Annotated in this window: 31 protein-coding genes, 1 tRNA gene and 1 other annotated feature (1 of these 33 running past the window's edge); of the genes, 25 read left to right on the top strand and 7 right to left on the bottom strand. The window is 35.4% G+C overall.

The features are described from left to right. Nucleotides 1-166 precede the first annotated feature (166 nt). The 7 genes from G6O73_RS08535 (at nucleotide 167) to G6O73_RS08505 (ending at nucleotide 5,283) form a co-directional block, all read left to right on the top strand. Nucleotides 167-1,324 (top strand): glycerol dehydrogenase, encoded by a 1,158-nt coding sequence (locus G6O73_RS08535; protein WP_057886519.1) that lies wholly within the window; start codon nucleotides 167-169, stop codon nucleotides 1,322-1,324. 277 nt (nucleotides 1,325-1,601) lie between these two features. Continuing rightward, nucleotides 1,602-1,862: a transposase gene (locus G6O73_RS08530; protein WP_057885727.1), complete on the top strand. Its 261-nt coding sequence runs from the start codon at nucleotides 1,602-1,604 to the stop codon at nucleotides 1,860-1,862. Then, nucleotides 1,838-2,755, top strand: a complete 918-nt coding sequence (locus tag G6O73_RS08525; protein ID WP_219935234.1) for an IS3 family transposase — start codon at nucleotides 1,838-1,840, stop codon at nucleotides 2,753-2,755. Before G6O73_RS08530 ends, G6O73_RS08525 begins: the two co-directional genes overlap by 25 nt. A 49-nt stretch (nucleotides 2,756-2,804) precedes the next feature. Next, entirely contained in the window at nucleotides 2,805-3,269 is a 465-nt protein-coding gene (locus tag G6O73_RS08520) for a dihydroxyacetone kinase transcriptional activator DhaS (RefSeq protein WP_157056677.1), read from the top strand. A 207-nt stretch (nucleotides 3,270-3,476) separates the two neighbouring features. Beyond that, a complete protein-coding gene (locus G6O73_RS08515; RefSeq protein ID WP_057885725.1) occupies nucleotides 3,477-4,061 on the top strand; it encodes a DJ-1 family glyoxalase III in 585 nt (194 codons plus the stop codon). 155 nt (nucleotides 4,062-4,216) lie between these two features. After that, entirely contained in the window at nucleotides 4,217-4,903 is a 687-nt protein-coding gene (locus tag G6O73_RS08510; protein ID WP_057885724.1) for a class I SAM-dependent methyltransferase, read from the top strand. A 56-nt stretch (nucleotides 4,904-4,959) separates the two neighbouring features. Then, nucleotides 4,960-5,283: an 8-oxo-dGTP diphosphatase gene (locus G6O73_RS08505; RefSeq protein ID WP_057885723.1), complete on the top strand. Its 324-nt coding sequence runs from the start codon at nucleotides 4,960-4,962 to the stop codon at nucleotides 5,281-5,283. A gap of 32 nt (nucleotides 5,284-5,315) precedes the next feature. Here the strand turns inward: G6O73_RS08505 and G6O73_RS08500 are convergent, their stop codons facing one another. The 3 genes from G6O73_RS08500 to G6O73_RS08490 all read right to left on the bottom strand — a co-directional run bounded on the left by G6O73_RS08500 (nucleotide 5,316) and on the right by G6O73_RS08490 (nucleotide 7,869). After that, the gene (locus G6O73_RS08500) at nucleotides 5,316-6,200 is read right to left on the bottom strand and encodes an IS3 family transposase (RefSeq protein WP_336512545.1); all 885 of its coding nucleotides are present in this window, start codon (nucleotides 6,198-6,200) and stop codon (nucleotides 5,316-5,318) included. Between the two features lie 2 nt (nucleotides 6,201-6,202). Continuing rightward, entirely contained in the window at nucleotides 6,203-6,463 is a 261-nt protein-coding gene (locus G6O73_RS08495) for a transposase (RefSeq protein ID WP_057885727.1), read from the bottom strand. Between the two features lie 806 nt (nucleotides 6,464-7,269). Further along, nucleotides 7,270-7,869 (bottom strand): recombinase family protein, encoded by a 600-nt coding sequence (locus G6O73_RS08490; protein ID WP_057885396.1) that lies wholly within the window; start codon nucleotides 7,867-7,869, stop codon nucleotides 7,270-7,272. Between the two features lie 277 nt (nucleotides 7,870-8,146). Here G6O73_RS08490 and G6O73_RS08485 point away from each other — a divergent pair, with 277 nt between their 5' ends. The 7 genes from G6O73_RS08485 to G6O73_RS08455 all read left to right on the top strand — a co-directional run bounded on the left by G6O73_RS08485 (nucleotide 8,147) and on the right by G6O73_RS08455 (nucleotide 11,864). Further along, nucleotides 8,147-8,857: an EAL domain-containing protein gene (locus tag G6O73_RS08485; RefSeq protein WP_057885397.1), complete on the top strand. Its 711-nt coding sequence runs from the start codon at nucleotides 8,147-8,149 to the stop codon at nucleotides 8,855-8,857. An 11-nt stretch (nucleotides 8,858-8,868) separates the two neighbouring features. Beyond that, nucleotides 8,869-9,129 carry a hypothetical protein gene (locus G6O73_RS08480; protein ID WP_057885398.1) on the top strand — a complete coding sequence of 87 codons (261 nt, stop codon included), beginning with the start codon at nucleotides 8,869-8,871 and terminating at the stop codon, nucleotides 9,127-9,129. 18 nt (nucleotides 9,130-9,147) lie between these two features. Further along, complete coding sequence (locus tag G6O73_RS08475; protein WP_057885399.1) at nucleotides 9,148-9,561, top strand: hypothetical protein; 414 nt, start codon at nucleotides 9,148-9,150, stop codon at nucleotides 9,559-9,561. 409 nt (nucleotides 9,562-9,970) lie between these two features. After that, the gene (locus G6O73_RS08470) at nucleotides 9,971-10,396 is read left to right on the top strand and encodes a GNAT family N-acetyltransferase (RefSeq protein ID WP_057885400.1); all 426 of its coding nucleotides are present in this window, start codon (nucleotides 9,971-9,973) and stop codon (nucleotides 10,394-10,396) included. Nucleotides 10,397-10,476: 80 nt separating this feature from the next. Continuing rightward, nucleotides 10,477-10,845 (top strand): YbgA family protein, encoded by a 369-nt coding sequence (locus tag G6O73_RS08465; protein WP_057885401.1) that lies wholly within the window; start codon nucleotides 10,477-10,479, stop codon nucleotides 10,843-10,845. An 8-nt stretch (nucleotides 10,846-10,853) separates the two neighbouring features. Continuing rightward, on the top strand, nucleotides 10,854-11,216 hold the full coding sequence (locus G6O73_RS08460) for a TIGR02328 family protein (RefSeq protein WP_057885402.1): 363 nt from the start codon (nucleotides 10,854-10,856) through the stop codon (nucleotides 11,214-11,216). A gap of 153 nt (nucleotides 11,217-11,369) precedes the next feature. Continuing rightward, a complete protein-coding gene (locus G6O73_RS08455; protein WP_057885403.1) occupies nucleotides 11,370-11,864 on the top strand; it encodes a PASTA domain-containing protein in 495 nt (164 codons plus the stop codon). Between the two features lie 166 nt (nucleotides 11,865-12,030). On the opposite strand, the gene G6O73_RS08450 is transcribed toward G6O73_RS08455, so the two are convergent. Beyond that, the gene (locus G6O73_RS08450) at nucleotides 12,031-12,447 is read right to left on the bottom strand and encodes a phage holin family protein (RefSeq protein WP_434737642.1); all 417 of its coding nucleotides are present in this window, start codon (nucleotides 12,445-12,447) and stop codon (nucleotides 12,031-12,033) included. A 246-nt stretch (nucleotides 12,448-12,693) separates the two neighbouring features. Here G6O73_RS08450 and ppsA point away from each other — a divergent pair, with 246 nt between their 5' ends. Beyond that, entirely contained in the window at nucleotides 12,694-15,075 is a 2,382-nt protein-coding gene (ppsA, locus tag G6O73_RS08445; protein ID WP_057885404.1) for a phosphoenolpyruvate synthase, read from the top strand. A gap of 133 nt (nucleotides 15,076-15,208) precedes the next feature. Here the strand turns inward: ppsA and G6O73_RS08440 are convergent, their stop codons facing one another. Further along, nucleotides 15,209-15,592, bottom strand: coding sequence for a DUF4828 domain-containing protein (locus G6O73_RS08440; protein ID WP_057885405.1), 384 nt, complete (start codon nucleotides 15,590-15,592; stop codon nucleotides 15,209-15,211). Nucleotides 15,593-15,824: 232 nt separating this feature from the next. On the opposite strand from G6O73_RS08440, the gene G6O73_RS08435 reads away from it, so the two are divergent. The 8 genes from G6O73_RS08435 to G6O73_RS08400 all read left to right on the top strand — a co-directional run bounded on the left by G6O73_RS08435 (nucleotide 15,825) and on the right by G6O73_RS08400 (nucleotide 21,856). Beyond that, a complete protein-coding gene (locus tag G6O73_RS08435) occupies nucleotides 15,825-16,835 on the top strand; it encodes a Gfo/Idh/MocA family protein (protein ID WP_057885406.1) in 1,011 nt (336 codons plus the stop codon). A 15-nt stretch (nucleotides 16,836-16,850) separates the two neighbouring features. Then, nucleotides 16,851-18,125 (top strand): DEAD/DEAH box helicase, encoded by a 1,275-nt coding sequence (locus tag G6O73_RS08430; RefSeq protein ID WP_057885407.1) that lies wholly within the window; start codon nucleotides 16,851-16,853, stop codon nucleotides 18,123-18,125. A 66-nt stretch (nucleotides 18,126-18,191) separates the two neighbouring features. Continuing rightward, nucleotides 18,192-18,265, top strand: a tRNA-Arg gene (locus G6O73_RS08425). Between the two features lie 232 nt (nucleotides 18,266-18,497). Further along, nucleotides 18,498-19,646: a non-hydrolyzing UDP-N-acetylglucosamine 2-epimerase gene (gene wecB, locus G6O73_RS08420; protein ID WP_057885408.1), complete on the top strand. Its 1,149-nt coding sequence runs from the start codon at nucleotides 18,498-18,500 to the stop codon at nucleotides 19,644-19,646. Nucleotides 19,647-19,672: 26 nt separating this feature from the next. Beyond that, nucleotides 19,673-20,074, top strand: a complete 402-nt coding sequence (locus tag G6O73_RS08415; RefSeq protein WP_057885409.1) for a hypothetical protein — start codon at nucleotides 19,673-19,675, stop codon at nucleotides 20,072-20,074. 264 nt (nucleotides 20,075-20,338) lie between these two features. Next, nucleotides 20,339-21,004 (top strand): alpha/beta hydrolase, encoded by a 666-nt coding sequence (locus tag G6O73_RS08410; protein WP_057885410.1) that lies wholly within the window; start codon nucleotides 20,339-20,341, stop codon nucleotides 21,002-21,004. A 140-nt stretch (nucleotides 21,005-21,144) separates the two neighbouring features. Next, nucleotides 21,145-21,345 (top strand): helix-turn-helix transcriptional regulator, encoded by a 201-nt coding sequence (locus tag G6O73_RS08405; protein WP_057885411.1) that lies wholly within the window; start codon nucleotides 21,145-21,147, stop codon nucleotides 21,343-21,345. Beyond that, nucleotides 21,335-21,856 carry a DUF3278 domain-containing protein gene (locus G6O73_RS08400; RefSeq protein WP_057885412.1) on the top strand — a complete coding sequence of 174 codons (522 nt, stop codon included), beginning with the start codon at nucleotides 21,335-21,337 and terminating at the stop codon, nucleotides 21,854-21,856. Before G6O73_RS08405 ends, G6O73_RS08400 begins: the two co-directional genes overlap by 11 nt. A 71-nt stretch (nucleotides 21,857-21,927) precedes the next feature. Here the strand turns inward: G6O73_RS08400 and apf are convergent, their stop codons facing one another. Together apf and G6O73_RS08390 are read right to left on the bottom strand one after the other, a co-directional pair. Further along, nucleotides 21,928-22,605 (bottom strand): aggregation-promoting factor, encoded by a 678-nt coding sequence (gene apf, locus G6O73_RS08395; RefSeq protein ID WP_219935167.1) that lies wholly within the window; start codon nucleotides 22,603-22,605, stop codon nucleotides 21,928-21,930. A 430-nt stretch (nucleotides 22,606-23,035) separates the two neighbouring features. After that, nucleotides 23,036-23,941 carry a magnesium transporter CorA family protein gene (locus G6O73_RS08390; RefSeq protein WP_057885414.1) on the bottom strand — a complete coding sequence of 302 codons (906 nt, stop codon included), beginning with the start codon at nucleotides 23,939-23,941 and terminating at the stop codon, nucleotides 23,036-23,038. 130 nt (nucleotides 23,942-24,071) lie between these two features. On the opposite strand from G6O73_RS08390, the gene G6O73_RS08385 reads away from it, so the two are divergent. Both G6O73_RS08385 and G6O73_RS08380 read left to right on the top strand, forming a co-directional pair. Beyond that, complete coding sequence (locus G6O73_RS08385; RefSeq protein WP_057885415.1) at nucleotides 24,072-25,262, top strand: acetate/propionate family kinase; 1,191 nt, start codon at nucleotides 24,072-24,074, stop codon at nucleotides 25,260-25,262. Nucleotides 25,263-25,368: 106 nt separating this feature from the next. Then, nucleotides 25,369-25,836 carry a Fur family transcriptional regulator gene (locus G6O73_RS08380; protein ID WP_057885416.1) on the top strand — a complete coding sequence of 156 codons (468 nt, stop codon included), beginning with the start codon at nucleotides 25,369-25,371 and terminating at the stop codon, nucleotides 25,834-25,836. Between the two features lie 30 nt (nucleotides 25,837-25,866). Then, nucleotides 25,867-26,038: a binding site (T-box leader), on the top strand (it continues 17 nt past the right edge of the window).

Below are 26,038 nucleotides of genomic sequence, written 5' to 3'. Positions count from 1 at the left end.
ATTAGCCACTTGCCTTTCTCTAAATGTTTTCACTTCTATTTTATTTGAATCCGCTTTCAGTGTATACGGACACATTCTTGAAATTGTCCACTTAACAGCTCCTTAGTAACCGCTTACAATGAAATTGTTGATGAAAATACTTACTAAAAGAAAGGTGGTACCTAACATGCGTGACGGTGATAAGATTTTTGTTAGTCCTGATAAATATATTCAAGGTGCTGGTTTATTAGAAAGATCTGCAAAATATATCCAACCTTTTGGACGAAAGATTGTTTTAATAGCAGATAAAATCATTTGGGGAATTGCCGGTGATGAATTTTCAAATTATTTAGAAAAACAAAGTTTCCAAGTAACTAAAGTTGTTTTTCAAGGAGAATCTTCTGCTGATGAAGTTGAACGAATTACTCAAATTGCTAAAGATAAAGATGCAGAAGTTGTAATTGGTCTTGGTGGAGGAAAAACAATTGATACCAGTAAAGGTGTTGCGGATAAAGCTCAAGCCAAATTAGTAATTATTCCCACAGCCGCATCTGCTGATGCTCCGACAGCAGGGCTTTCAGTAATTTATGATGACGATGGAACTTTTTCTCATTATGCATTTTACACACATCATAGCAACTTAGTTTTAATGGATACTAAAATCGTTGCTAATGCGCCTGTTAGAACACTTGTTTCTGGTATTGCAGATGCAATGGCTACCAATATTGAAGCAAAAGTCACGGCTCAAAGTTATGGTGTTACTTATAACGGGCGTGGTGGTGTTCCTACATTGGCAGGCAGAGCAATTGCAGCGGCTTGTGAAGATACTTTATGGAAACATGCTTATGAAGCTGTTGAAGCAAGCAAACAGAATTTAGTTACTCCTGCTCTGGAGAATGTAGTTGAAGCTAATACGTTGTTATCTGGATTAGGTTTTGAAAACGGCGGCCTTGCAGCAGCTCATGCAGTTCAAGATGGTTTTACAGCTGTTAAAGGAGACATTCACAAATTAACTCATGGTGAAAAGGTAGCCTTCGGAACAATGGTTGAATTGGTTTTAGAGGGCGCATCACATGAAAAGCTGAATAAATACATTAAGTTCTATTTAACTTTGGGCCTTCCAATTACACTTGAAGATACAAATCTAGATGAATTAACAGCAGAGGAACTATATAAAATTGGCAAAAAAGCTACGGATCCTTCTGAAACAATGTCTAATATGCCATTTAAAGTAACACCAGAAATGGTTATCAATGCTATGAAGAGCGCATCATATCTTGCACATAGTTATGCTGATAGTCATGAGATTAAGCCAATTTTTGTTAATAAGGCTTTAAAGAGTTAAAAATTATAGAATAAGATTAAAAGCCGAATTAAACAAGTTATTAAATTACTTGTTTAGTTCGATTTTTGTTTTTGAAAATGAAATTTTAAACATTAACAAATGCTATAATTGCAGTGAGATTGTTTATTTGAGGTGATTATAATATCCTACACTGTAAAGAAAAAAATTGCCAAAGCTTTTCAGTCTTTAGTTGAAAAAAAAGATTTTCAGCATGTGGACTTAGGATGAAAGTATAGACACGATTTGGTAGAATTTCTACTAGAGAGGATCGTGTCTTATGAGCAAAAGAAAGAGATATTCTGTCGAATTCAAGAAAATGATCGTTCAGCTGTATGAAAGCGGGACATCAGTCACTGATCTTACCAGCGAATATGGGATTGCCAGTGCCACCATTTATAAATGGAATGATTTGTACAAGAAAGATAATGACACCGGGGTCTCCAAGGCCGACTTGTTAGAAATGCAGGCAAGAATTGCCAGGCTGGAAAGTGAAAACGATATCCTAAAAAAAGCATTAACCATATTCGCAAAAAAGTAAGTATCAAAGATTGGCAGTCAGCTATTAAAGTAACGGCATCAGCGCATAGCGTTAAAGAAGTCTGTCAGACGTTGCACTTATGTCGATCAACCTACTATCAGTACCAGTACCAGTACCAGTACCAGTACCAGCACCAGACTAAGCCCGAACAGTTTAAGCGGCGCCAAGTTTTATACCAGCAAATCCGACGCATCTACTTTGATCATCGGCGGGTTTATGGCGCTCCTAAAGTTCACGAGGAACTTTTACGTGAGGGCTATCATGCCAGTTTGAAACTGGTTCAAAAGCTGATGCGACACCTAGGCCTCCGGTCAATTGTCGTCAAAAAGTGGCGCTATGAGCACAACAACTATATTGACCAAATGACCTACCCTAATTTGTTAAAACAAGACTTTAAAGCTGTCAAACCTAATCAAAAATGGGCTGCTGATATTACCTATATTCCGACCAAAACTGATGGGTGGTGCTATCTGGCAACCATCATGGACTTGTATTCTCGCAAAATTATCGCTCATAAATTAAGCCGACACATGACAACCGAGTTGGTTGTCAACGTACTTAATCAAGCTTGTGAAACTAGAACTGTCAAGGCTGGTTTGATTCTGCATACTGATTTGGGCAGCCAGTATCGAAGTACTGCCCTTGAAACAGCATTGAAGCAACACGCTATCCGGCACTCTTACAGTAAACGTGGCTATCCGTATGACAATTCTGTGGTGGAGTCATTTCATGCCAGCTTCAAGAAGGAGGAGGTTTACCAACGGACTTACAAAGACTATCATGAAGCCAATTTGGCTCAGTTTAGTTACATTGAAGGATTTTATAATTCTCGGCGGATCATTAGTGCCGATGGCTATTTAACTCCAGATGAAAAAGAACAATTAGTCAGTTAGAAATTCTACGTAATCGTGTCTAAAAACTTGACTCAGATCCAATGTTTCAGTGACTGAGATTATGGTTGTAGCTAATGTTCGCAGACAGACTTTTTACGATTACTTTGAGGATAAATACTTTTTACTAAATTGGTTTGTTAACGATAGTTTAACCGAATTAATTGATAATAACTTAAATTATTTGTTGTGGGAAGATATCATCAAGTTGACTTTTTTTGATATTTACTACCATAAAAGATTCTATTTAAAATGCATTAAAAGTCAAAACGAGGTCAATGTTCCGGTTGTCATTGCTAATCATTTTAAAGTATTAATTAATCAACTGTGTCAGACTATGGCTAATTCAAAAGAAAAAGAAAACTTTACTCAAACATTTTCCTTAGGGTTAGCAAACTTGTTAGTTGATGGGTTAACAACTACAAATTCAGTAGATTATGAAATCATTACAGGTAGAGCCACCAGAGCTATTCGCTTTATTTATGATCAATTTAAATTACCCCAGCAAAACAATTGATACCATTGGGCTTCTAGACAGTTGGACTAGTGTGGATTATGAACCTTTTGGTAGAACAATCTTTATCAAAATAAAGAATTAATTATGATGGGTAATCATCAACCAAAATTTCTAGATGTGCTAGAATAACAGAAGAAAAGCAGTTTTGCGTAAATCGGCCCGTTTAACGATTGAATAATGCGATTTATTTGGAAAGGAAGTTTTTAAATGGCAAAAGTGGCAGTTGTTTTTGCGGATGGTTGTGAAGAAGTTGAGGGATTAAGTATTGTTGATGTATTGCGTCGCTTAAATGTTTCAACAGACATGGTAGGCTTAACCAGCAAAGAAGTTATGGGTGATCATCAGATAAAGTTGACTTGTGACAAGGTTGTTGATGATAGTTTGTTGGATTATGATCTAGTAGCTTTTCCAGGCGGGATGACCGGTTCAGCTAACTTGCGGGACAATCAGAAGTTGCGGGATTTAATGGTTAAACGCCATGAAAACGACCATTGGGATGCTGCGATGTGTGCAGCACCACGTGCACTAGCTCGTTATGGAGTTTTAGCCGATGCCGACTATACCGTTTTTCCTGGTTTAGATTCAGAAACAAAAAAGGATGCTCCAACTGGTAATTTCAAAGAAAATATTACTGTTACTGATACGAAACACAAAGTTCTAACTAGCCGTGGACCCGCAACAGCTTGGGCTTTTGCCTATGCAATTGCTGAGGCCTTGGGAGTGGATACTAAACAATTAAAGCATGCGATGCTATATGATTATTTAGCTGATACTATTCAAGACAGTCTTTAAATTTTTTTAAGATGCTATTCTAAATTAAAGGTTCTTACTGCAGATTAATTGCAGTAAGAATTTTTTTGTAAAATGTTATTTTTATAAAAATTACTAAATGCTATACTTAGCTACAGGAATGTTTTCGTATATATTTCAAATTGTTGAGGAGAAAAATGAAAAAATCAGTTGATGCTCCATTAGTTCCATTGGCCTTTATCCTTTTCGGTTTATTAGGCTTAGTATCTGCTATAAAAGTAGGTGAATGGACAAACTTTATTTTCCCAATGTTATTCTTACTTTTAGCGGCAGTCTATTTGCATACTTCATTAATTGGCAAGTATCGGATAATAAAAAAAGTAGTTGCGGGATTAAATATCGAAAAAAATGCTCAAATTTTAGATTTAGGAACTGGTCATGGAGCTTTTTTAATTGAAATTGCTCGGCATTTGCAGCATCCCGGGAAAATTATCGGAATCGATATTTGGAATAAGCAAGATCAAGCCAATAATTCCTTTGAAAACACAAAAAAACTCATTGTTGAGCAACAGTTGGCTGATGTTAGCGAGCTGTTGACAGCCGATATGGTCAAACTGCCTTTTAAAGGAAATAATTTTAATTATGTTGTCGCTAGTTTATCAATCCATAATCTTAAACCTGCTTACAAGCGGCAAGCAGCTATTCAGGAAGCTTTTCGGGTTTTAAAAAAAGGTGGCCGAATGGTTATAATTGATATTGAACATGTGGGTGAATATCAGCAATTTTTGCAGCAATTAGGTGCAAAAGAAATTAACATTTCTAATACTGGAATAAATGGCATGTACGCTGGGCTTTTTACAAAAGTCTTGATAGCTAAAAAATAGTTATGATTTGAACCACAAGGCAGTTGCAGAATTAATAATGAATAAGAGGAAATTTAATGGATCGCAGTGTTAAAACAACGTTAACTAATCTGTGCTTAATTTATGATGATACCGGTCATGTTTTGGTTGAAGATCGCAAAAACCCTAATTGGCCAGGAATTACATTTCCCGGTGGTCATGTTGAAGCTGGGGAGTCAATGAGTGTTGCGGCTATTCGTGAGGTTTTTGAGGAAACTGGTTTGACAGTAGCTGAGTTGCAGTTATGTGGGATTAAGGATTGGATTAATGAGGATGGTTCAAGGTATTTGGTCTTATTGTATAAAACCAATAATTTTATTGGAAAGATCAAGTCATCCTCTGAGGGAAAAGTATGGATCTGAGTCAAGTTTTTAGACACGATTACGTAGAATTTCTAACTGACTAATTGTTCTTTTTCATCTGGAGTTAAATAGCCATCGGCACTAATGATCCGCCGAGAATTATAAAATCCTTCAATGTAACTAAACTGAGCCAAATTGGCTTCATGATAGTCTTTGTAAGTCCGTTGGTAAACCTCCTCCTTCTTGAAGCTGGCATGAAATGACTCCACCACAGAATTGTCATACGGATAGCCACGTTTACTGTAAGAGTGCCGGATAGCGTGTTGCTTCAATGCTGTTTCAAGGGCAGTACTTCGATACTGGCTGCCCAAATCAGTATGCAGAATCAAACCAGCCTTGACAGTTCTAGTTTCACAAGCTTGATTAAGTACGTTGACAACCAACTCGGTTGTCATGTGTCGGCTTAATTTATGAGCGATAATTTTGCGAGAATACAAGTCCATGATGGTTGCCAGATAGCACCACCCATCAGTTTTGGTCGGAATATAGGTAATATCAGCAGCCCATTTTTGATTAGGTTTGACAGCTTTAAAGTCTTGTTTTAACAAATTAGGGTAGGTCATTTGGTCAATATAGTTGTTGTGCTCATAGCGCCACTTTTTGACGACAATTGACCGGAGGCCTAGGTGTCGCATCAGCTTTTGAACCAGTTTCAAACTGGCATGATAGCCCTCACGTAAAAGTTCCTCGTGAACTTTAGGAGCGCCATAAACCCGCCGATGATCAAAGTAGATGCGTCGGATTTGCTGGTATAAAACTTGGCGCCGCTTAAACTGTTCGGGCTTAGTCTGGTGCTGGTACTGGTACTGGTACTGGTACTGATAGTAGGTTGATCGACATAAGTGCAACGTCTGACAGACTTCTTTAACGCTATGCGCTGATGCCGTTACTTTAATAGCTGACTGCCAATCTTTGATACTTACTTTTTTGCGAATATGGTTAATGCTTTTTTTAGGATATCGTTTTCACTTTCCAGCCTGGCAATTCTTGCCTGCATTTCTAACAAGTCGGCCTTGGAGACCCCGGTGTCATTATCTTTCTTGTACAAATCATTCCATTTATAAATGGTGGCACTGGCAATCCCATATTCGCTGGTAAGATCAGTGACTGATGTCCCGCTTTCATACAGCTGAACGATCATTTTCTTGAATTCGACAGAATATCTCTTTCTTTTGCTCATAAGACACGATCCTCTCTAGTAGAAATTCTACCAAATCGTGTCTATACTTTCATCCTAAGTCCAGTATTTTGGACTGAACTAAGCAAGTTAAAGTTATTGAAGCTAGCTGATAGTATGGATGAGTTAGTGAAAATATTTTTGCAGTCAAATTTAAGTGAGCAGTTTCTTTACCAAGAAAATAGTCGCTGGAAAAGTCGAACAGAATAATCAGTGTTAAAATTCAGTTTGTTTAAAAGCCGATAGTGGCAATAAAACAAGTTGATATATAAATTCAGTTTGCTGCAAGCAGCAAGTTTTGTGTAAAAAGTATACTAAAGAACTTTGTCTTTCAGTCTTTTTAGACTATTTTTATTTATGGTTAATTTTTTAAGCAATCAAAGCTAAAACCGTAAACAAAGCATATGCTATGATTCTGCTTAAGATGCCATAGAGTAACCCTGCATAAGCAGCGTGTGCCCAATCAATCAGATACAAATGAGAAAGAAGATTGCAAACAAGCACTCAGCAGTGAAAGACATACTTAAGTTAGTCTTTAAGATAGTGGTCAAAAACACAATTCCAAATTCACAGGATACTTACAAAATAAGCGATGATAAAGAGAATGCTTAATTGTAAGTAGCTAACTGTTTTTGAAACAAATGAAGAAATTTGTCAATATATTAATAAATAGCAGCCAGGAAAATAACCAAAATAAAAGTAACCCAGTGTTAGATTCAAATCATCAAAACCAAAACCGTTAGCTTTCGAGAATCACGAAACTGGCGGTTTTTTTAGAGTGATAAATAATTCGTTAAGAATAGCTGCTTTCAATCAGATTCCTTCTTTATTCTGCAAACTGTTCCAGTACTGATGTTGTATTTGTTTGCCAAAAAACGAATTGATAGTCCCTTTTTTAATTCGTTTTTTATAGAGAAATAAATACTACGTCTTTTTTTATTTGGAGAGGTAGCACTATATAGAAGTGGACGTCCCTTGTAGACACCTCTTTTTTTTGCTAAAGCTATTCCTTCTTTTTGCCTTTCTCTTATTCTTTCACGCTCATTTTGTGCTTGAAACTTAAAAACGGTTATTAAAATATCTGTTAACATATTTCGCAGATTTGTATCGGGGACACTAGAAAAATCTGGTAAGTCTAAACTTTGTATTGAAGCCCCTTTTTGACGAATGGCTTGAATTATTTTAGTCAAATCATCTGCATTTCTGCCTAAACGATCTAAGCTGGTAACGTATAATATATCTTTTTCACTTATACTTTCTATTAATTTTAAAAGTTCTGTCCTTTCTTTTATATTTTTACCTGAGATCTTTTCGGAGTATATTTTATCAACATGAACTTGTTTTAATCTTTCTAGTTGTCTAGCTAAATTTTGGTCTTTTGAAGATACCCTAATATAACCAATTTTCATATAAATTATCCTCCATAAAAATGAATATTTATGTTATATTATAATATTTTATTTAGGGTAAACCCAAATAAAACAATTGCACTAGAAATATATCTAACTAATATACATATACTAGTTAGATGTATTTTAAGATTTGAAGTATATGCAATTTATTTTTAAAAAGTGAATTTTAATTCAAAAATATATAATAATTGACAGATGGTTGTTATAGTTATAGTATTTACTGTGTATCATTTAGAGTTTACCCTAAACGAAAATAATTTTACAGGAGAATGCTTTGAAAAAAAATAGTGTGCAAGAAATATTAAGAAAATGTTTTTTAGTATATCAACCTATTATGAGATTAAGAAATTATAAAAAAAATGAAATTTATAATTATGAAGTTCTTCTGCGAATAGAAGGGGGGAAAAAGTTCCCTAAAGAAGAATTTGCTTTATTGTCGGAGAGCGATGAAATAAATAAATTATATTTAGAATGGTTATTCGAAAATTTAAGAAAGCGCATACAATATAACCCTGATATAATTTTTTGTGTGAATTTGTCTCCGAAGCAATGCACATACAGGTCAACAATGGATGTTTTAAAATCGTTACACGATATTAATCAACATATACGAATTGAGATCACTGAACACGAAGAAGTTATTTATGATACTTCTCAAGTAGAAGCTTTTTTAAATGAAATGAAAAAATTAAACTATATGACAGGACTTGACGACGTAGAGGTCGGGCAAAATACACTTTTGTTTACATTGAAAAATATAAATAAAATAAACAGATTAAAATTATCTCTTTTACCATTTTCGTTGATTAGTTTAAACTCACAGCTATTGCTTGTTCAGTTCTGGAATTCAATAGCTAAAGAAAACAATTTAGAGTTTGTGGTGGAGGGAATTGATACAAAGGATAAAGCACAAGTATTTCGAGAAATTGGAATAGAGTTGCAGCAAGGCTTTTTTTGGGGAGAACCAGAAATAATTGAAAATTAATGAGGAGATAGATGTTGAAAGAAAGCTTATTTTATTTACTTATTATAGTTATTGCTGCAAGCATTGGCTGGTCATTCTGCTTATTAAAAAAATTAATTAATAAAGTATTATTTTGGAAACTTAATAGATTAAGTAACGACAGACTACTAGAAGTAATTAAGCTTCATCATCATGACAGAAAAGGAGAAATATCAAAGAAAATAATAAAAAAAAGAAATACAAAAACAATTGTAGATGTTGAAAAAATATACCTGATGCAAATAAAAAAATAGTTTTTGTGGGTGAAATGAATGGAAGTAATAGATAAAAAAGATGCAGTTGGGTCTCTGATTATGTTACTTTCACTATTTATTGGGAATTTTTATGAAACTAGTGAAAGTTATCAGGTACATTCGGGGGGGAATTTTTTAACAGGTTGCCAGCTAATTTGGACTGGTGGCAACTTATTTGGTCCTTTTTTATTATATATTCCAATAACAATGCTAATAGTGAGCGTTTTTCTAAACAAGACAAATCCTTTATTTTATATAATACTATCTCTCACAGACATATATTTTCTATTTATTCTAAAAAATGAATACAGAGTTCTAATTGAAACAGCTAATAAAGTTCTATTTTCAAGTGGAGCACGCATGTCTTTGATCGGTTCAGTATATGTAATAATAGCAAATATTGATAAATTATTTCGATGCAAAACTAATTAAGCAGTTTTATGAACGTTGGAGTTTTGGGATTTGTTATTTAGAGTTAAGGTTTGGTATGATTAAAATGAATAAATTTACTACTAATTCAATTAGGAAATGGTAAATTAAAACAAGTAGTCACAGCTGTTGAGGATGAAATCTAATCTGGAATTTACAAGCTTAATATATTTTAAATTAAGTGTGATCTATAACATATAGATTTAGATATAAGAATGTTCGAAATACTGCCTATTGCAGGAATAAATTTATTTGAATAATTTAGTATCGTGCATATCACTATTTTAAGGTCTCGTAGTTGTCACAGTTTAGCTAACTTATTTTTGAACATTTGTGCAATTCTTTCAGTTGCCATTAATGTTAAGTTGAGTATACTATAGAACATATTACTTTTAATTGTAGGAGAAGATTAATGAGTTCACCTAAAATTGAATTTAAATGGGTAAACGATGAACTAGAATTATGGGAAATTACCCAAAAATTAATTTTGGAATACACTGCCTCTTTAGGTCTAGATTTGAGTTTTCAAAATTTTAGTGAAGAGATTGCAAATTTAAAGGAAAAATATGGCCGATCACAAGGTTCAGTTTTGTTGGTTTTTGTTGCTGGACAACCAGCAGGAATTTTGGCTTTTCATCGTTTTCAAACCAATATTGGTGAATTAAAACGTTTATACCTTAAGCCGGAGTTTCGGGGTCATGGTTTAGGCAAGCAGTTACTGCAGCAAATGTTAACCCGGGCTCAAAAAATGGGCTATAAGTTTTGTTCGCTTAGATACGTTGGCTACGATGAGCTCAGCCCAAAAATTATATCGTCAATTGGGGTTTTACGAAATTAGTCCCTATGTTTATAATCCTATTCCTGGGACCAAATATTTTGAAATCAAGTTAAAATGATGTTTTATTAGCGAGGTGGATAATGGAACAATGGCAGCGACGCTGGGCTGAAAATAAATACTGGGTCATGGCTCATTCACAACAGATTTATAATGAAATGCGCCAACTAGCTAAGGATAATGACTGGTCGGCAGAAAAAAATTCTAAATTTGAAGTTTTATTGCGAGTTGCTGCTCAGCAAACACCGACCGTTAAGACATTAACAACGGCTTACCAGCATGTATGGGGATATTTTAAAAAAATTTGCACACCGATTGAAAAAGCAAAGTATTTAAAATTGCTGCAACAACTAGATCCCATGAATGATTTGTTAGGTCCTTTTTTGAAGCAATTGGCGGTGAAGTATCAGATTGAATATTTAGTGAATTCACGAATTATACGTGAACTATAGGAGAGATTATGAGATTATGGCATGAAAGTTTATTAACTAGATTGCCACGCCAGCAGCTATTAGGGCAACATCGTGAATTAGCTGCCTTGCGAGGCAACGGGTGGGGGAAAAAACACGCAACAGTTAACTATATTTTTCAATATTCTCCCTATAAGCTATATCAGTTTCACTTATTGGTGTTGGATGAGATGAAGCGCCGGGGATACAATCCAAACCAGAAATGGTTTGATCCGCATTATCGTGGAGAACATTGTCCGCGATACACCAAGTTACGTCCTTGTGCATTAACAATTCCCGTTTATCCGGAGCATAATGCTGCCTATTTGGATGAATGCCTGGCTAATTTGCACGCCAAGGGAATTGAAATTTAAATTGGGGTGTAATCTTAGTAAAACTAAGTTTGTGAAAATTAAATAGTTTTGATTTTTTAATTGCTATGACTCGTCAAAAGTGCGCATTATATTAGACAAAATTACCTAGACTGAGTATGATGAGAAAAGATGATTTTAGGGGATGGAGCATCTATGACGAAGAAGAGAATAATTGGTGGATTAACTAAAATTGCCGTTGGAACAATTGATCAGAAACTTTTAGCCGAAGCAACTAAATTGGTAAATAATCAACTTGAAAAACGGAAAGGTTATTTGCACGTTCCAGATGTTGTTTCATTGCCAATCACTGAGGCGGGTGAGGCTTTAGAAAAATATGGTTTTAATTATGGCAAATTTAAAGTGACACCACAAGCAAAATATGCTAATTTATTGCCAAATGTAGTCTTCAAGGTCAAGCCACGAATTGGATCAGCTGTACCACCGGACACGTTTATTAAGATTTACTTTGCTGACCAACAAGTGATTGCAGATAGTCAGCAGTTGGCTGCTGCTGCAGCTGAAAAAAAAGTTTTGAAGCAACAACAACGATCAGCTACTTGGCACCAAATAGCTGATCCAGCAAAGAAAAAAGCGACTTCTTTAGTAAAAAAAATAAATTTTAATCGCCAAAAGAAAATAGATGAATAAAATAAAATAGTTGAATCAGCAAAAAACAGGTCTGGAATTTTCAGACCTGTTTTTTAAAATTCATAGCAACAAAGAATTCTTGGTGATGATCATTTAAGTTTGCTTAGTGTTAATGAACCAGAATTAACAAACTAAAAAAGTTATTTCAGTGAATTAAATTTATAAACTAATGGTTTTTATTTTTTTCGCTGAGTTGGGATAAAATGGCTTTTAACTTGTTGGGAATTGGGATGCCAAGTTGTCCAGCATTTTCTAGTAGTGAGATTCCTTCATTAGAGAGGTAAAAGAAAATAACAGCAGTTCGTAAACTAGCTCCAGCGGGTAATAAAACACTATCTAACAAATGAGCTACGCCGACTAAGATAAGAATTAACATTTTGCGAAAAATTCCTCGAAACCCGATCTCACTAGATAATTTTTGCTGTGAAATAGCACATAACAAGCCGGTCAAGTAATCTAAAGTTATAAATACCAGCAGGATATAAACTAATGAATCAATCTTTCCAATATACCAACCGAATAACATCCCTAAAAAAGAAACTAAAGATTTTATAAATATCAAATGACTTTGATTAGCGCTCAAACTTTTCCTCCTTTCTGAAAAGTAGTTTGGAACAGATTAAATAAATTTTCAATTAGTTAATTAACGTAAAAAGTATTTTGGTTGTAAAGCATTAGTCATTGATAATTAAAATAATTCCTTAAATTAAGTGCTTTTTTAAAAATTAGAGCTTTCTAAGCACAGATTGACTATTTTTGATAAAGTAGTAAAATAAAGTTGTAATTTGAAAGCGTTTTCAAGGGATCGTTTTACAAGGAGGCAATTATGATGGAAGAAAAGGAAAAAACAAATGTCTTATGGTTTGATGAGCTTCATCGCGCTGATGTCAATTTGGTCGGTGGTAAGTCTTCATCATTAGGTGAGTTGACTTCCTTAGCTGGCATACCAGTTCCTTATGGTTTTGCTACGACTGCTCATGCCTACCGTTACTTTATGGATGCAACTGGATTAAATGATCAGGTTAATGCATTATTGGCTAGCATTACTGATTATGAAGATTCAGACGAGCTTCACGCAGCCTGCGTAAAAATTCGCGAGTTAATAACCAATGCTGAAATGCCTTCTGATTTAGCTCAAAATATTGCTCAGGCATATCAACAATTAGCTGAAAAAATGGAGCAAACTAATCCATTTGTTGCAATCCGTTCGAGTGCGACTGCAGAAGATTTGCCAGATGCTTCGTTTGCTGGTCAGCAAGATTCTTATTTAAATGTTCGCGGTCAGGCGGACGTAATCAAACGAGTTCAGCAATGTTATGCTTCACTATTTACTGATCGGGCTACTTATTATCGGCATAAGCAGAATTTCCCATATGAAAAAGTTGCCTTGTCAGCAGCAGTTCAAATGATGGTTTTCTCGAAATCTTCAGGAATTATGTTTAGTGTAAATGTTGCTACTGGAGATGATACCAAGGTTATTATTGATGGTATTTGGGGATTAGGTGAATATATTGTTCAAGGAACGGTTACGCCGGATGATTTTTTGGTAGATAAAGAGACAATGAAAATAGTTTCAAAAACAATTAATAATAAAGATATCGAGTTAGTTAGATTGCCAGATGGAGGTGTTGAAGAACAAAAAGTTCCAGCGGAAATAGCTGAAAAACCGGTTTTAACAGATGAACAAGTCCTAGAGTTGGCGGGCTATGCTAAAAAAATTGAAGAACATTATGGTTGTTACATGGATATGGAATTTGCTTTGGACAAAAACACCAATAAGCTTTGGATGGTTCAAGCAAGACCAGAAACAGTATGGTCACAAAAAAAGAAGCAGCAAGCTAAAGAACAAATAGCTGATCCTGCGAATGCTAAGGTAATTACACGTGGGCTGCCAGCTAGTCCGGGAGTTGCGGCTGGAAAAGTTCATGTAATTGATGACCCAGCAGACATTGGAGAGTTTAAACAAGGAGAAATTTTAGTTACACTGATGACATCTCCTGATTGGGTTCCGGCGATGAAAAAAGCTGCTGCAATTGTGACGAATAATGGTGGCATGACTTGTCATGCCGCGATCGTTTCACGAGAAATGCAAATTCCATGTATTGTTGGAACTAAGAGCCGTGGTGCTGCAGCAACAGATGTTTTGCAGACAGGAGACATAATTACGGTTGATGCCAAAAATGGTGTTGTTTACCAGGGCAATGTTCAAGGATTAACGGCTCCAAAATCAGCGACAAGCGAAACTGCCACGGTTGCTGCGGAATATTTTGCCCCAACAGCTACTGGAGTAATGATGAATCTTGGAAATCCTGATTTAGCTGAAAAATATGCTAGTTTGCCAGCTGATGGAATTGGTTTAATGCGTGAAGAATTTTTGTGGACAACTTACATTCATGAACATCCGCTATATCTGATTGAACAAGGACATCCGGAGAGAGTCGTCGACAAATTAGCTGAAGGAATTAGTAAAGTTGCACGAGCAATGGCTCCAAGACCAGTTATTCTCCGCTTCTCAGATTTTAAATCTAGTGAGTATCGCAATTTAAAGGGTGGTGAAAAATATGAGCCGCATGAACCAGCAGACTTACTAGGATGGAGAGGCGCTTCGCGATATTATGATCCTAAGTATATAGAAGCATTTAAACTTGAACTAGCGGCCGTTAAGAAAGTTCGCAATGAATTTGGTTTAAAAAATTTAAATGTGATGATTCCATTTGTCAGGACGGTTACTGAGGCAAAAAGAGTAACGGAAATCATGGCTAATGCTGGATTGGAGCGGAATGCTGATTTCAAAGTTTATATGATGGCAGAGATTCCAAGTAATATCATTTTGGCTGATAAGTTTAATCAGTTTATTGATGGTTATTCAATCGGTTCTAATGATTTAACGATGCTGCTTTTAGGCTGTGATCGTAATAATGATACAGTTTCAGCCCTATTCGATGAACGTAATCTCGCTGTTAAACGAGCTATTCGGCATCTGATTAAAACTGCTCATCAAGCTGGTAAGACGGTTTCAATTTGCGGACAAACTCCGTCAGAGTTCCCAGACTTTACAGATTTCTTAATTCAAAGTGGAATTGACTATGTATCAGTAAATCCTGATATGGTCAAAGCTACCAAACATAATGTTGCTCATTTCGAACAGCGCATCTTGCTTGATCAAGCAACGGGGAAAGGGAAAAAAGATCTAGAGGATTATGATTGGTGAAAATTAAATAATTTTGATTGGGCTGCGTCCATAATGGAGCAGCTCTTTTTTGTTCAGTACACTATAAATAACAAAAAAAGCCCGGTTTCTAGAACCCGGCAAATAAGTGCTGAAGCTTAAGAAAAAATATTAATTAATTTTGGCCCTGATCCCAGTCGGCGGCTTTGCTAACTGGATACACCCGGTTATCAGCCTCATCATAAAGGCTGACAGGTTGCTGGTTGCTGGCATCAATTCTTAAATGATAACCGTATTTGTCTAAAAAAAGTAATTCTTGATTATCAATCTGGACAATTTTGCCAGGAAGCTGGTGACCGTCAATTAAAATTCCTAATTGTTCAGTAATTTCTAATTGATGGGCACGTTTGGTTTCTTTATCGCTAAAGTACCAGTGGCCAGTGTAAAAATCCGGGGCAACTGCTGCAGAACTAATATGAAAAAAACGTTTGCCGGCGTGTGCATGATGGATCAACTGCCGCAAAGAAAAATTTGCGTTTCGTGAATTGCTGTGAATCATTGAATTGCCCCTCCAAGATAGATTTTTAAATCATTAACTATTTCAGGTATAATATACCATTTTTTTGACAGTTTAAGTAGTTTGATGACTAAATTTAATTCTAAATTGACAAGTCTGCAATCTTGCCATCAATTTGTTAAAAGTTTGTGATATAACTGTTATTCAACCTAATAGTATTAGATTTTTGGTATAATGAAAACAACAGCTTGAAATAATGTGAGGAGGAAAAGGTATGATTAAATTTGGAATAATCGGTACGAACTGGATTACAAAACAATTTATTGAAGCGGCACAGAGTATAGGCTGGCGGTTAACTAGTGTTTATTCACGGAAAATAGCGACGGCTCAACGATTTGCAGGTCAATTTGGGACGACTGTTAATACCTTTACAGATTTGCCAGCATTTTTTGACCAAGGCGATTTTTCGGTTGTATATATTGCATCTCCAAATAGTCTGCATTTTTCTCAGTCTCAACAGGCATTACAGGCTGGAAAGAATGTGATTGTCGAAAAGCCTTCCTGTTCTAATCCCACTGAAATGAAGGCAATTGTCAAGCTGTTACGTCAAAATCCAAGCTTGTATTATTTTGAAGCAGCTCGGCATTTTCATGAGCCACTTTTCAAAAAAGTTGCTCAGCAAATTCGGAAGTTTGCAATTATTCAAGGAGCAAATCTAACTTATATGAAATATTCATCACGCTATGATGAATTTTTAGCTGGTGCGGAACCGAACGTTTTTTCATTAGATTTTTCGGGTGGTGCATTACAGGATTTAGGGGTTTACCTTGTTTACAATGCAATTAGTTGGTTTGGTTACCCCCATCAAGCAATTTATTACCCTCAAAAACTCCGGAATGGAATTGATGGTAGCGGCACAGCTATTTTAACTTACCCAGAGTTTAAAGTAGTTTTGAATTTAGGAAAAACGGCCAACTCATATTTGCCAAGTGAAATTTATGGGTTAAAAGAGACGTTACTCCTTGATAATCCTGCAGAGTTGAATAAGTTGACATTGATGGATGAATTGCATCAATCCCAGCAGATTGCAGCTGCTCTGCCAGAAAATCCAATGTTAGCAGAAGTTCGAGATTTTAATGAGATATTATTAGCACCTGATAAATTATCGAGTAAACAGCAAATGGAGGATTGGTTGGCGGTTTCAGTTCAAGTTAATCAGTTATTGGCGCAATTGCGGCATAGTGCAGGAATAACTTTCCCAGCAGATGAGATAGCTGAAGTATAAAATAAAGAGGTAGTTATGGAAGAATTAGTAGCAGTAACAACACAGCTTGGTTTTAGTGAACCAACCTTGATTCAAAAAAAAGTTTATCAATTTTTAAAAGCGGGGAAAAATGTTTTAGGCTTAGCTCCAACAGGTTCAGGTAAAACTTTAGCTTATGTTTTGCCTTTGCTTCAAATCACTCAAAGCAAAGCTGGAACTCAGTTGCTGGTGGTGACGCCTTCGCAAGAATTGACAGCACAAGTAACTCAGGTGATCAGAGAATGTTTGCAGCAGTTGAAGTTGACCTTAATAGTTACTCCTTTAGGGGGAGGGGCCAATGTTAAACGACAGCAAGAAAAATTAAAAAAACATCCAGAAATTGTAGTCGGAACACCAGGCCGGTTATTGGAATTAGCCAAAAACAAGAAATTAAAGCTGCATCAATTGCGGACAGTTGTTTTTGACGAAGCGGATGCTCTATTAACCGAGCAAACGATGAATGATTGTCGTGAATTGTTGGGACATGCTCCAAGTCAGTTGCAATTGGCTTTCTTTTCAGCGACGGATGGATCGGTATTACATGAATTGCCCCATTGGTTTGGACAAGCAGTTGAGCGGTTTGATGTTCGCCAAGAGGACCAGACACAAGGAAAAGTCACTCATTGGTTTTTAATTTCACCAACTCGTAAAAGATATGATCTTTTGCGAAAGTTTGGCCGACAAACACAATTTCAGGGCTTAGTTTTTATTAATCAATTGGCGGAAATCCAAGAAGTGGCAGAAAGGTTGCGACATGACCAAATTGATTTTGCTATTTTGGACAGTCAACAAAGGCAAACACAGCGACAGCAAGCCGTTAAACAATTTGCTGCCGGCAAGTATCCATTATTAATAACAACCGAGGTTGCAGCTCGCGGCTTAGATTTGCCACAATTACCGACTGTTATTAACTATGATTTACCGACAACTTTAACGGCTTACATTCACCGAGTAGGGCGAACTGGCCGAATGGGGCAATCAGGACAAGTAATTAACTTGGGTAATGAGCGGTCATTTAGAAGCCTGAAGCAATTAGTAAAACCTGCTGGATATAATATAAAAGAAGCGATTTTGAGTTACGGTGAAGTTGTTGAACGCAAAAATTTTGAACAAGAAAATACTGAAAAGCGTTCTCCAGCCCAGTCGTTATCTAAACACACAAAAAGATTTAAGCAAAAGGTTGTTTCTGAGAAAAAGTCACCGAAAAAGCATTCAAAGAAACGTTTGCGTAATCAGAAAAATAAGGGCCTTCATACAAAAAAAACATCTTAATTGGCTAGATGTAGTTGACATCAGTTTTTTTAATTTTTATAATTAAATGGTTGTAGCTGGTGTTTTGCGCTTGTAGCTCAGCAGGATAGAGCAACCGCCTCCTAAGCGGTAGGTCATCGGTTCGATTCCGATCAAGCGCATCAATAATAAAGTTACAGGTTTACGAGTTTAAGTTAATCTTTTAGAATAGAACGTGGAGTTAATACCTGACGATGATGAATTTCGTATTTTCTCTACGTTTTTTTCGCGACCTAAATTATTTTTTTGAATAGTATTTTTAAAATATACGATTCAAAAGTTATTCATTGAATTTTGTAGTACAATAAAAATAATGACGGATAGTGTCTGTCGGAAGTAAGTTGAGGTGCAATTTTGAAAAAAATTAAAGTAATGACAGTTTTTGGAACACGTCCAGAGGCAATTAAGATGGCGCCAATCATTTATTCTTTACAGCAGCGACCTGATAAGTTTGAAACAATCGTCACAGTAACTGGACAGCATAAAGAAATGTTAGCCCAAGTAATGGCGGCATTTAATTTGTCAGCAGATTATAATTTACAAGTAATGCAGCAAAATCAGACTTTAAGTGATATCACTGCAAGTGTATTGCAAAAATTAGAAAAACTTTTGCAACAGGTGAAACCAGATATTGTCTTGGTTCATGGAGATACAACAACAACTTTTGCAGCCAGCTTAGCGACTTACTATGAAAAAATACCATTAGCTCATGTTGAGGCGGGTCTGCGTACATGGAATAAGTATTCACCTTTTCCCGAGGAAATGAATCGGCAGCTAACTGATGTTTTGAGCGATCTTTACTTCGCTCCAACTAAAAAAAGCCGCGAAAATTTATTATCTCAAAATGTAGCAGCTGAAAAAATTTTTATAACTGGTAATACAGCAATCGATGCTTTAAAACAAACGGTTAGTCAAGAATATCATCATCAAACCTTGACCCAGATTACTCCAGGTCAGAAATTAATCTTGTTAACCATGCACCGTCGTGAAAATCTGGGGAAACCAATGAAAGATGTTTTCGCTGCAATCAACCAAGTAATGCAGCAAGATTCGCAAGTTGAAGTTATTTATCCAGTACATTTGAATCCCAAAGTTCAGTCAGTAGCTAGAGAAGCTTTTTCAAATAACTCAAGGGTGCATTTAGTTGATCCATTAGATGTAGTTGATTTTCATAATTTATGTGCGAGAAGTTACTTTATTATGACTGATTCCGGTGGTGTTCAAGAGGAGGCTCCAGCGCTGGGCAAACCGGTATTGGTTTTGCGCGATACTACGGAACGTCCAGAAGGCGTTAGCGCAGGTACGCTAAAATTAGTCGGTACAAAAAAGAGTAGCGTAATTGCTGCAATGCAGGAATTACTGACGGAAAACTCAACAATTTATCAAGCAATGGCTAAAGCCGTTAACCCATATGGTGATGGTCATGCAGCAGAAAGAATTATTGCAGCAATTGAATATTATTTTAAACAAAGACAACAAAAACCAGTTGATTGGATTGGTTAAAAAGTGTTGCCAAGGGGGAAAAAACAATGGCAGATGTAGATCGTTTTGGTTTTAGAAACGAAGAGCATGTTTTTCATCGATATTTTCCACGTTACACAGTATCGTTGCGCTATTGTCCGGAATTATTTAACTTAATTGAGAGGAATCCTGACCAAGAAAATCCTCGGACCATTTCATCTAACATCAATGTCGTATTTGCGATATTGAGATACCAAGAAATGGTGGAGGAATTGGTTAACTTGCAAGCTGTCAGCCAGATTCCAGAAAAAATAGAGAAAATTCGGCGAGAGGTTAGTGAATTACGGGAAATAATTGATAGTTTGGAACATATTAAGTATATAATTGCGCATGATCCCGAAAAAGTACAGAAAGTTTTATCTGCTCAAGAAAAAATTCTTAATTTGAATCATTTTCGGGATATTCATTAGCGATATTTTGTGATTTTTTTAATAAAATTGGTCTGTAATTATAATTTCGATTATTTCATTTATGTTACTTATTAAATTGATGAAACTATGTTAATTTAAATTAAAAGGCCATTTAATCCTGAAAAGTGGGCAAAAAAATATATATTTTGTCAATTTTTTAAATAAGAGCTGAATTATTTTACAGTTACATTACAAAAGTTTATAATGCATTTTGAATAAACTTATTGTTAGTGACTAGTAATACAATTTTGTGAGGGATTTAATGTGATTGATTTAAAATATGAGTTGGTTGGTGCCTCAAGATTAGGCAATCAACAAGATGCTCCAGTTGTTATCACTCTTCATGGGATGGGGTCAAATTATTTAGATTTGCGTCCATCAATTTCGTTTTTTAATCAAAAGGTAATTGAACTGCATTTTCAAGGTTCAATTGAATATGCTAATGGTTATGCTTACTACATCCCGCGTTTTTTTGAAGCTTCAGAGCCCGATGTGATCGGTAATGCTGCCGAGAAGATTTATGAACAGACTCAAAGGATTTTAAAAGCTAATCATTTAGAAGGACATCCGTTAGCAGTAATAGGTTTTAGTCAAGGTGCAATTTTAGCAACAACATTGATGACTTTTCATCCAGAGTGGTTACAAGCTGCTTTGTTACTAAGTGGCAGGCTACCTGATTTTATTTCAGAATGGGCTAGACAGCATTTGAAATCACAGGAAATAGAAACGGCTGTTTTTATTTCGCAGGGTAAAAAGGATATTGTTATTCCACCTGAAGTTGGGCATCAACTATTTGACTTTTTCAGGGTATATGCCCAAAGTGTCACTTATCATGAGTACGATGTTGGTCATGGAATAACGATGGAAACAGCGCGTGATGCCTATGAATGGACCACCACGCTTAAATTAGGAAAAGAATCACTGAATTAGGAAGACAATATCTTTGTAATTTTAGTAAAAAGCTGCGGATCCGCAGCTTTTTTTGTATCATTTTTTTCGTTAATAGACTTTATCAAAAAAATGATATATAATTAAGGGAATATATATATTGCATAAAAAGAAGGGCCTTAATGAATAGAGTTAAAGAATATCGAAAAAAAATAAATTTATCACAATTAGAATTGGCGCAAGAGACTAATGTAGCAAGACAAACAATTACACTGATTGAAAATAACAAATATAACCCTTCATTGGCATTGTGCACTAAAATCGCTAGAGCTTTGAATAGCGATCTGAATACACTTTTTTGGGAGGAAAAAAATGAAAAGTAAAAGTTTAATTGATAAAGTATTGAAAAAGTTTTATGGGATAGACGGGATTTTAGATGAGTATAGAAAAGAACAAATTAATAAAATTGGCAATCTCATTTTTATTTTTATGTGGTGGTATTTAATTATTTCAACCTTTGTGGCAACTTTGTTAGTTTCAATTAACCGAGATGGAGCAATCCTTTTTTTGACAATTGGGAATCTGATTGTGGTGTTGCTTTCAATTATTATCGTGACGGTGTTTTTGCGCCGAAAAAAGTTGGATCTTGTTGAAGTTGAAAAGAAAGATTATTTAAAATTAAAAAGAAAATACTTAGTTAAAGGGATTTTTTTGGCAGGTTACTTTGGAGTAAGCATGTATATTCTTAACGCATTAGACGGTGTTTTTGAGGGAGAGGGAGATTTTTGGTCAGAAATTACTTCATTTAATAACCTTCAGATTTCTTTGGTGGAAGGGCTTTCGTTTGGGATGTTGATGTATTTGTATTTTATGTTTAAATTAAGAAAAAGATAATGTTAACAAAATAAAAGAGGTTTGAAATCATCCGATTTCAAACCTCTTTAAATTGAATTAATTTGATATTTTTAGTACCAACCGTAAGCTTTCCAATGGTTAAGGGCACCTTGCCATGAACCATATCGGCTTGTAACATACTGGTTAGCAACACGTTCCTGATTAGCTGCAGAGTAATCTCCGTTCAAGTACGAAGTTGATAATTGGTATTTACCATAGTAATTACCGTTACTTGCAGTATATGAACCACCAGATTCACGATTTGCAATCCAAGCACGGGCACTATCTTCACTTGAAGAAGTTGAGCTTGTAGCTGAGCTTGTAGTTGTTGTTGCAGTATTTTCTGTTGTAGTAGTGGTCTGCTGAACAGCCGGTGTTGACTGAGTCTGAGTTGTTTGAGCAGCATTTTGTGTACTCTGAGTTGTTTGAGCAGCATTTTGTGTACTCTGAGTTGTTTGAGCAGCATTTTGTGTACTCTGAGTTGTAGCTGTATTGCTTTGTGTTGTGGTAGCTTGACTATTTGTTGAAGTACCATTAACTTGCAACTGTTCACCAACAAAGATCAGGTTCTCGTTTTGTAACTGGTTTGACTGCTTGATAGCATCCACCGTTGTGCCATATTCATGGGCAAGTGCGGAAACTGTATCTCCGGCCTTGACGGTCACTGTATCCGCATTGGCAGCTACTGTTCCAACTGTCATCATTCCGGTTACTGTTGCAGCCGATAACAAAATTTTCTTTATGTCCATCTGTTTATATTCACTCCTGTTTATTTGACAAGATCAACAAGTTATTCAATTACTTGTGATCAACCAATCGATTCAACATTGACTAGTATATCTGGTGAATATAACAAACGATTAGCAGTGAAGTTACTTTTCTAGTTGAATTTGTAATAAAACTAGTTGACTTGTAATATAATTTGAAGATTTCGTTAAATTATATTTTTTTTGGACAAAGTTAAGTTGATAAGACCGGCTTTTAAATGGAAAACTTGATCAGGGAAAATTTTTTATTTTTTTTACTGCTAATATTACGAAATAATCTTGAAAAAAAATAAAAAAGGCCAAATTTATTCTTGCAATTTGTTTTTCAACGATAAATCAGACGGGCATTAGCCGAATATTACAAAATACAACTAACTTGTAATATTTGTTATTTGATTATTTGTTGAAAAAACTAAATAAATCGATGCTTTTTGAGGTAGTAGAGCAGTATACCCATCAATAATAAGGTAATTAAACAGATTATTACCCATGCTATTGGGTACTTTGTCAGTGGCAAAGCAACGTTCATGCCATAAAATCCAGTGATAATAGTTGGAATTGTTAGAACTAGAGACCAAACAGTTAAGAATTTCATCGTATCATTTAAATTGTTATTTAGCAGATTATTTGAAGTGGCGCTTAAACGTTCGGTGACGTCTAATGAGATTTTAGCCATTTGTTCAGCTTGCTTGGCCTCAACAGAGATTTTGGCCAGTAATTTTTGATTAGTGGCATTATCTTGTAGATCGTTATGTTTTTTATTTAGACTTTTTAATAGTAGTAAATTAGTCTGTGTTCCGCTTAAAATGTAAACTAAACTTTTTTCGATTTCTGAAAGGCTAATTAATTGCTGATTTTGAATTCGTTGATCTAATTTGGTGATAAACTGGTTTCTTTGCTGTGAAAGATGTTCAATTATTTCGTGGTAGAACTGGACACCGTTAAATAAAATTCTTAAAACAAAAGTATCTGCAGGTAGATCGTTGGCAACAGATAAAGTCTGTTTTAGTTTTTCAATTAAATCAGCGGTTTCTTCGGTATGAAAGGAAAATAAAGTTTTATTTTTAATTAAGAAAGTAATTGGACTAATAGTAAAACGGTTAGGATGCTGCTGATCTTCTTGGGGAATATTAAATATAATCATTTCTGAGTTATCTAGCAGATCAAAACTGTAACGGGCACGCTCGTGAGCGTCGGTTGCATAAGTTAAAGTAGCTTGTTTAATTTGATGTTTCTCTAACAATAACTGTTGCTCATCAGGTGTTAGATTTGTTACATCTAACCATTCAAATTGTTGAGTTGAATAACGATTAATCATGTGGTTAGCTCCTTAGTATTAAATTACTTAAAGTTTAGCATTTTTTAATTATCGGGGCATGGTCAATGCTATACAGGCTGAAAGAATTTTTTGAATGTTATATAATGAAGACTTAAGCGGAGGTGCTAAGATGAAAAAAATTTTAATTATGAATGCTGGAAGTTCGTCAGTTAAATGGAAACTTTTTGAAGATTTAACGGAAAAAGTAATTGCTGCAGGACTAATTGAACGAATTAATATGGCAAACTCAATTTCAACAGTTAAATATGAAGGGAAAAAAGCGACTGAAAGCCATGAATGTTTATCCTATCCAGCTGCTGCCGAACTGATATTTTCACAATTAAAGTCATTTAATTTTGTTAAAGATTTAAGTGAAATTTCAGCGGTTGGACATCGAATAGTTGCTGGAAGTACACTTTTTCGGCAAGCTACTTTAATGACTCAAGAAAAGATTGCTGAATTGAAGCAGTTGGATGATTTTGCACCATTACATAATCCTACAGAAGTCAAGTATGTTGAATTAGTGCAACGTCAATTACCGGGAATTCCACAATATGCTGTTTTCGATAGCCAATTTTTTACAAATCTTCCTGAAGTAAATGCTATCTATAGTTTACCTTATCAATATACTCAGAAATTCGGGATTCGCCGCTATGGTGAACATGGAATTAGTCACGACTATATTTCACGGCGAGCAGCCCTGTTGTTGAAAAAGCCTTATGAGAATTTAAAACTAATAACTTTGCATTTAGGCAGTGGAGCATCAATTGCTGCTGAAAAGTCAGGACGGGCTTTTGATACATCTATGGGCTTTGCACCATTAACAGGTCTAACGATGGGGACACGCGCTGGCGATACGGATCCATCGATTATTCCATATCTCATGAAAAAATTAGGTTGCTCAGTTGAAGAGATCATGCAGATTTTAAACCAAAAATCTGGATTATTAGGAATATCTGAACTATCACCTGATATGCGTGATTTAATTGCTGCTAAGGATCAGCCACAAGCCAAACTTGCAGTGGAAATTTTTATTAATCGAATTGTTAAATATGTGGGTGCTTATTATACTGAACTTGGTGGTGTAGATGCACTGATTTTTGCCGGAGGAATTGGCGAAAACAACGCCTTTTTGCGGCAGGAAATTATTAAAAGACTAGCTGTACTAGGTTTGAAATTGGATGAAAAGTTGAATCGGGTTGGCAATGAGGGGATTATTTCAAACCCCGCTTCAGTCGCCAAAGTTTTGATTGTTCCAACCGATGAGGAATTATCCATGGTCCAGCAAATAAAGCAGCAAGAAGAAACCAAAAAAAAATGAAATCAGTTGCTGACTGATTTTTTTTAATGGACTTTTAACAGCCGATAGTCGTATAATGTAGTGAGAATAATTATCAATTATGATTTTCATCAAGGAGGGCTGCTGAATGATGGCAGAAGAACAGAAGCCATTGCTGACTGCTGCAAATAAGTTAAAAGAATATAAAATTAAAAACACACCTCAAAGGCAAGTCATTTTATCATATTTGATGACATCTCATGAGCATCCTTCAATTGAGATGATTTTTAACTATGTTCGAGGAAATGGTTTTAGTGTTAGCTTAGCAACTGTTTACAATACGCTGCAGCTATTGATAGACCATAATTTAATTATTGAAATTGCTTCGGATAGTGGCGGTCATATGCGTTATGATTATTTTGAAGAACCTCACTACCATGTGATTTGTGTTAATTGCAATAAAATTGTTGATGTTTTCGATGAAAGTTACAAACATCTTGAGTCAGAAGCAACTGAAAAAACAGGCTATCAAGTTTTTAATAGTCAGTACGAAGTTTATGGTCTGTGCCCAGAGTGCCAAGCCAAATTGAGTGAAGGAAAAATCAAATTAGATTGACAGGATGAGAAAAAAATCCTAGAATCTAAAGTAACAGCAATGAAATAGCGCAGTAGAATTAATTTTTGGAAAAAAGGAACTTGATGGTCGCTGAAAATCAAGCCAAATTTAATTTTGAATTACACTATGGAGCTGAGTGGTTCATCGCTATATTGATGATAAGAGCTGATCAGGTTAACTGATAACTTGGGTGGTAACGCGG

The organism is Liquorilactobacillus nagelii DSM 13675, assembly GCF_019444005.1.
Lineage (GTDB): Bacteria > Bacillota > Bacilli > Lactobacillales > Lactobacillaceae > Liquorilactobacillus > Liquorilactobacillus nagelii.
The sequence above is the reverse complement of the archived record's forward strand: the minus strand, read 5'-3'. Positions and strand labels throughout refer to the sequence as shown.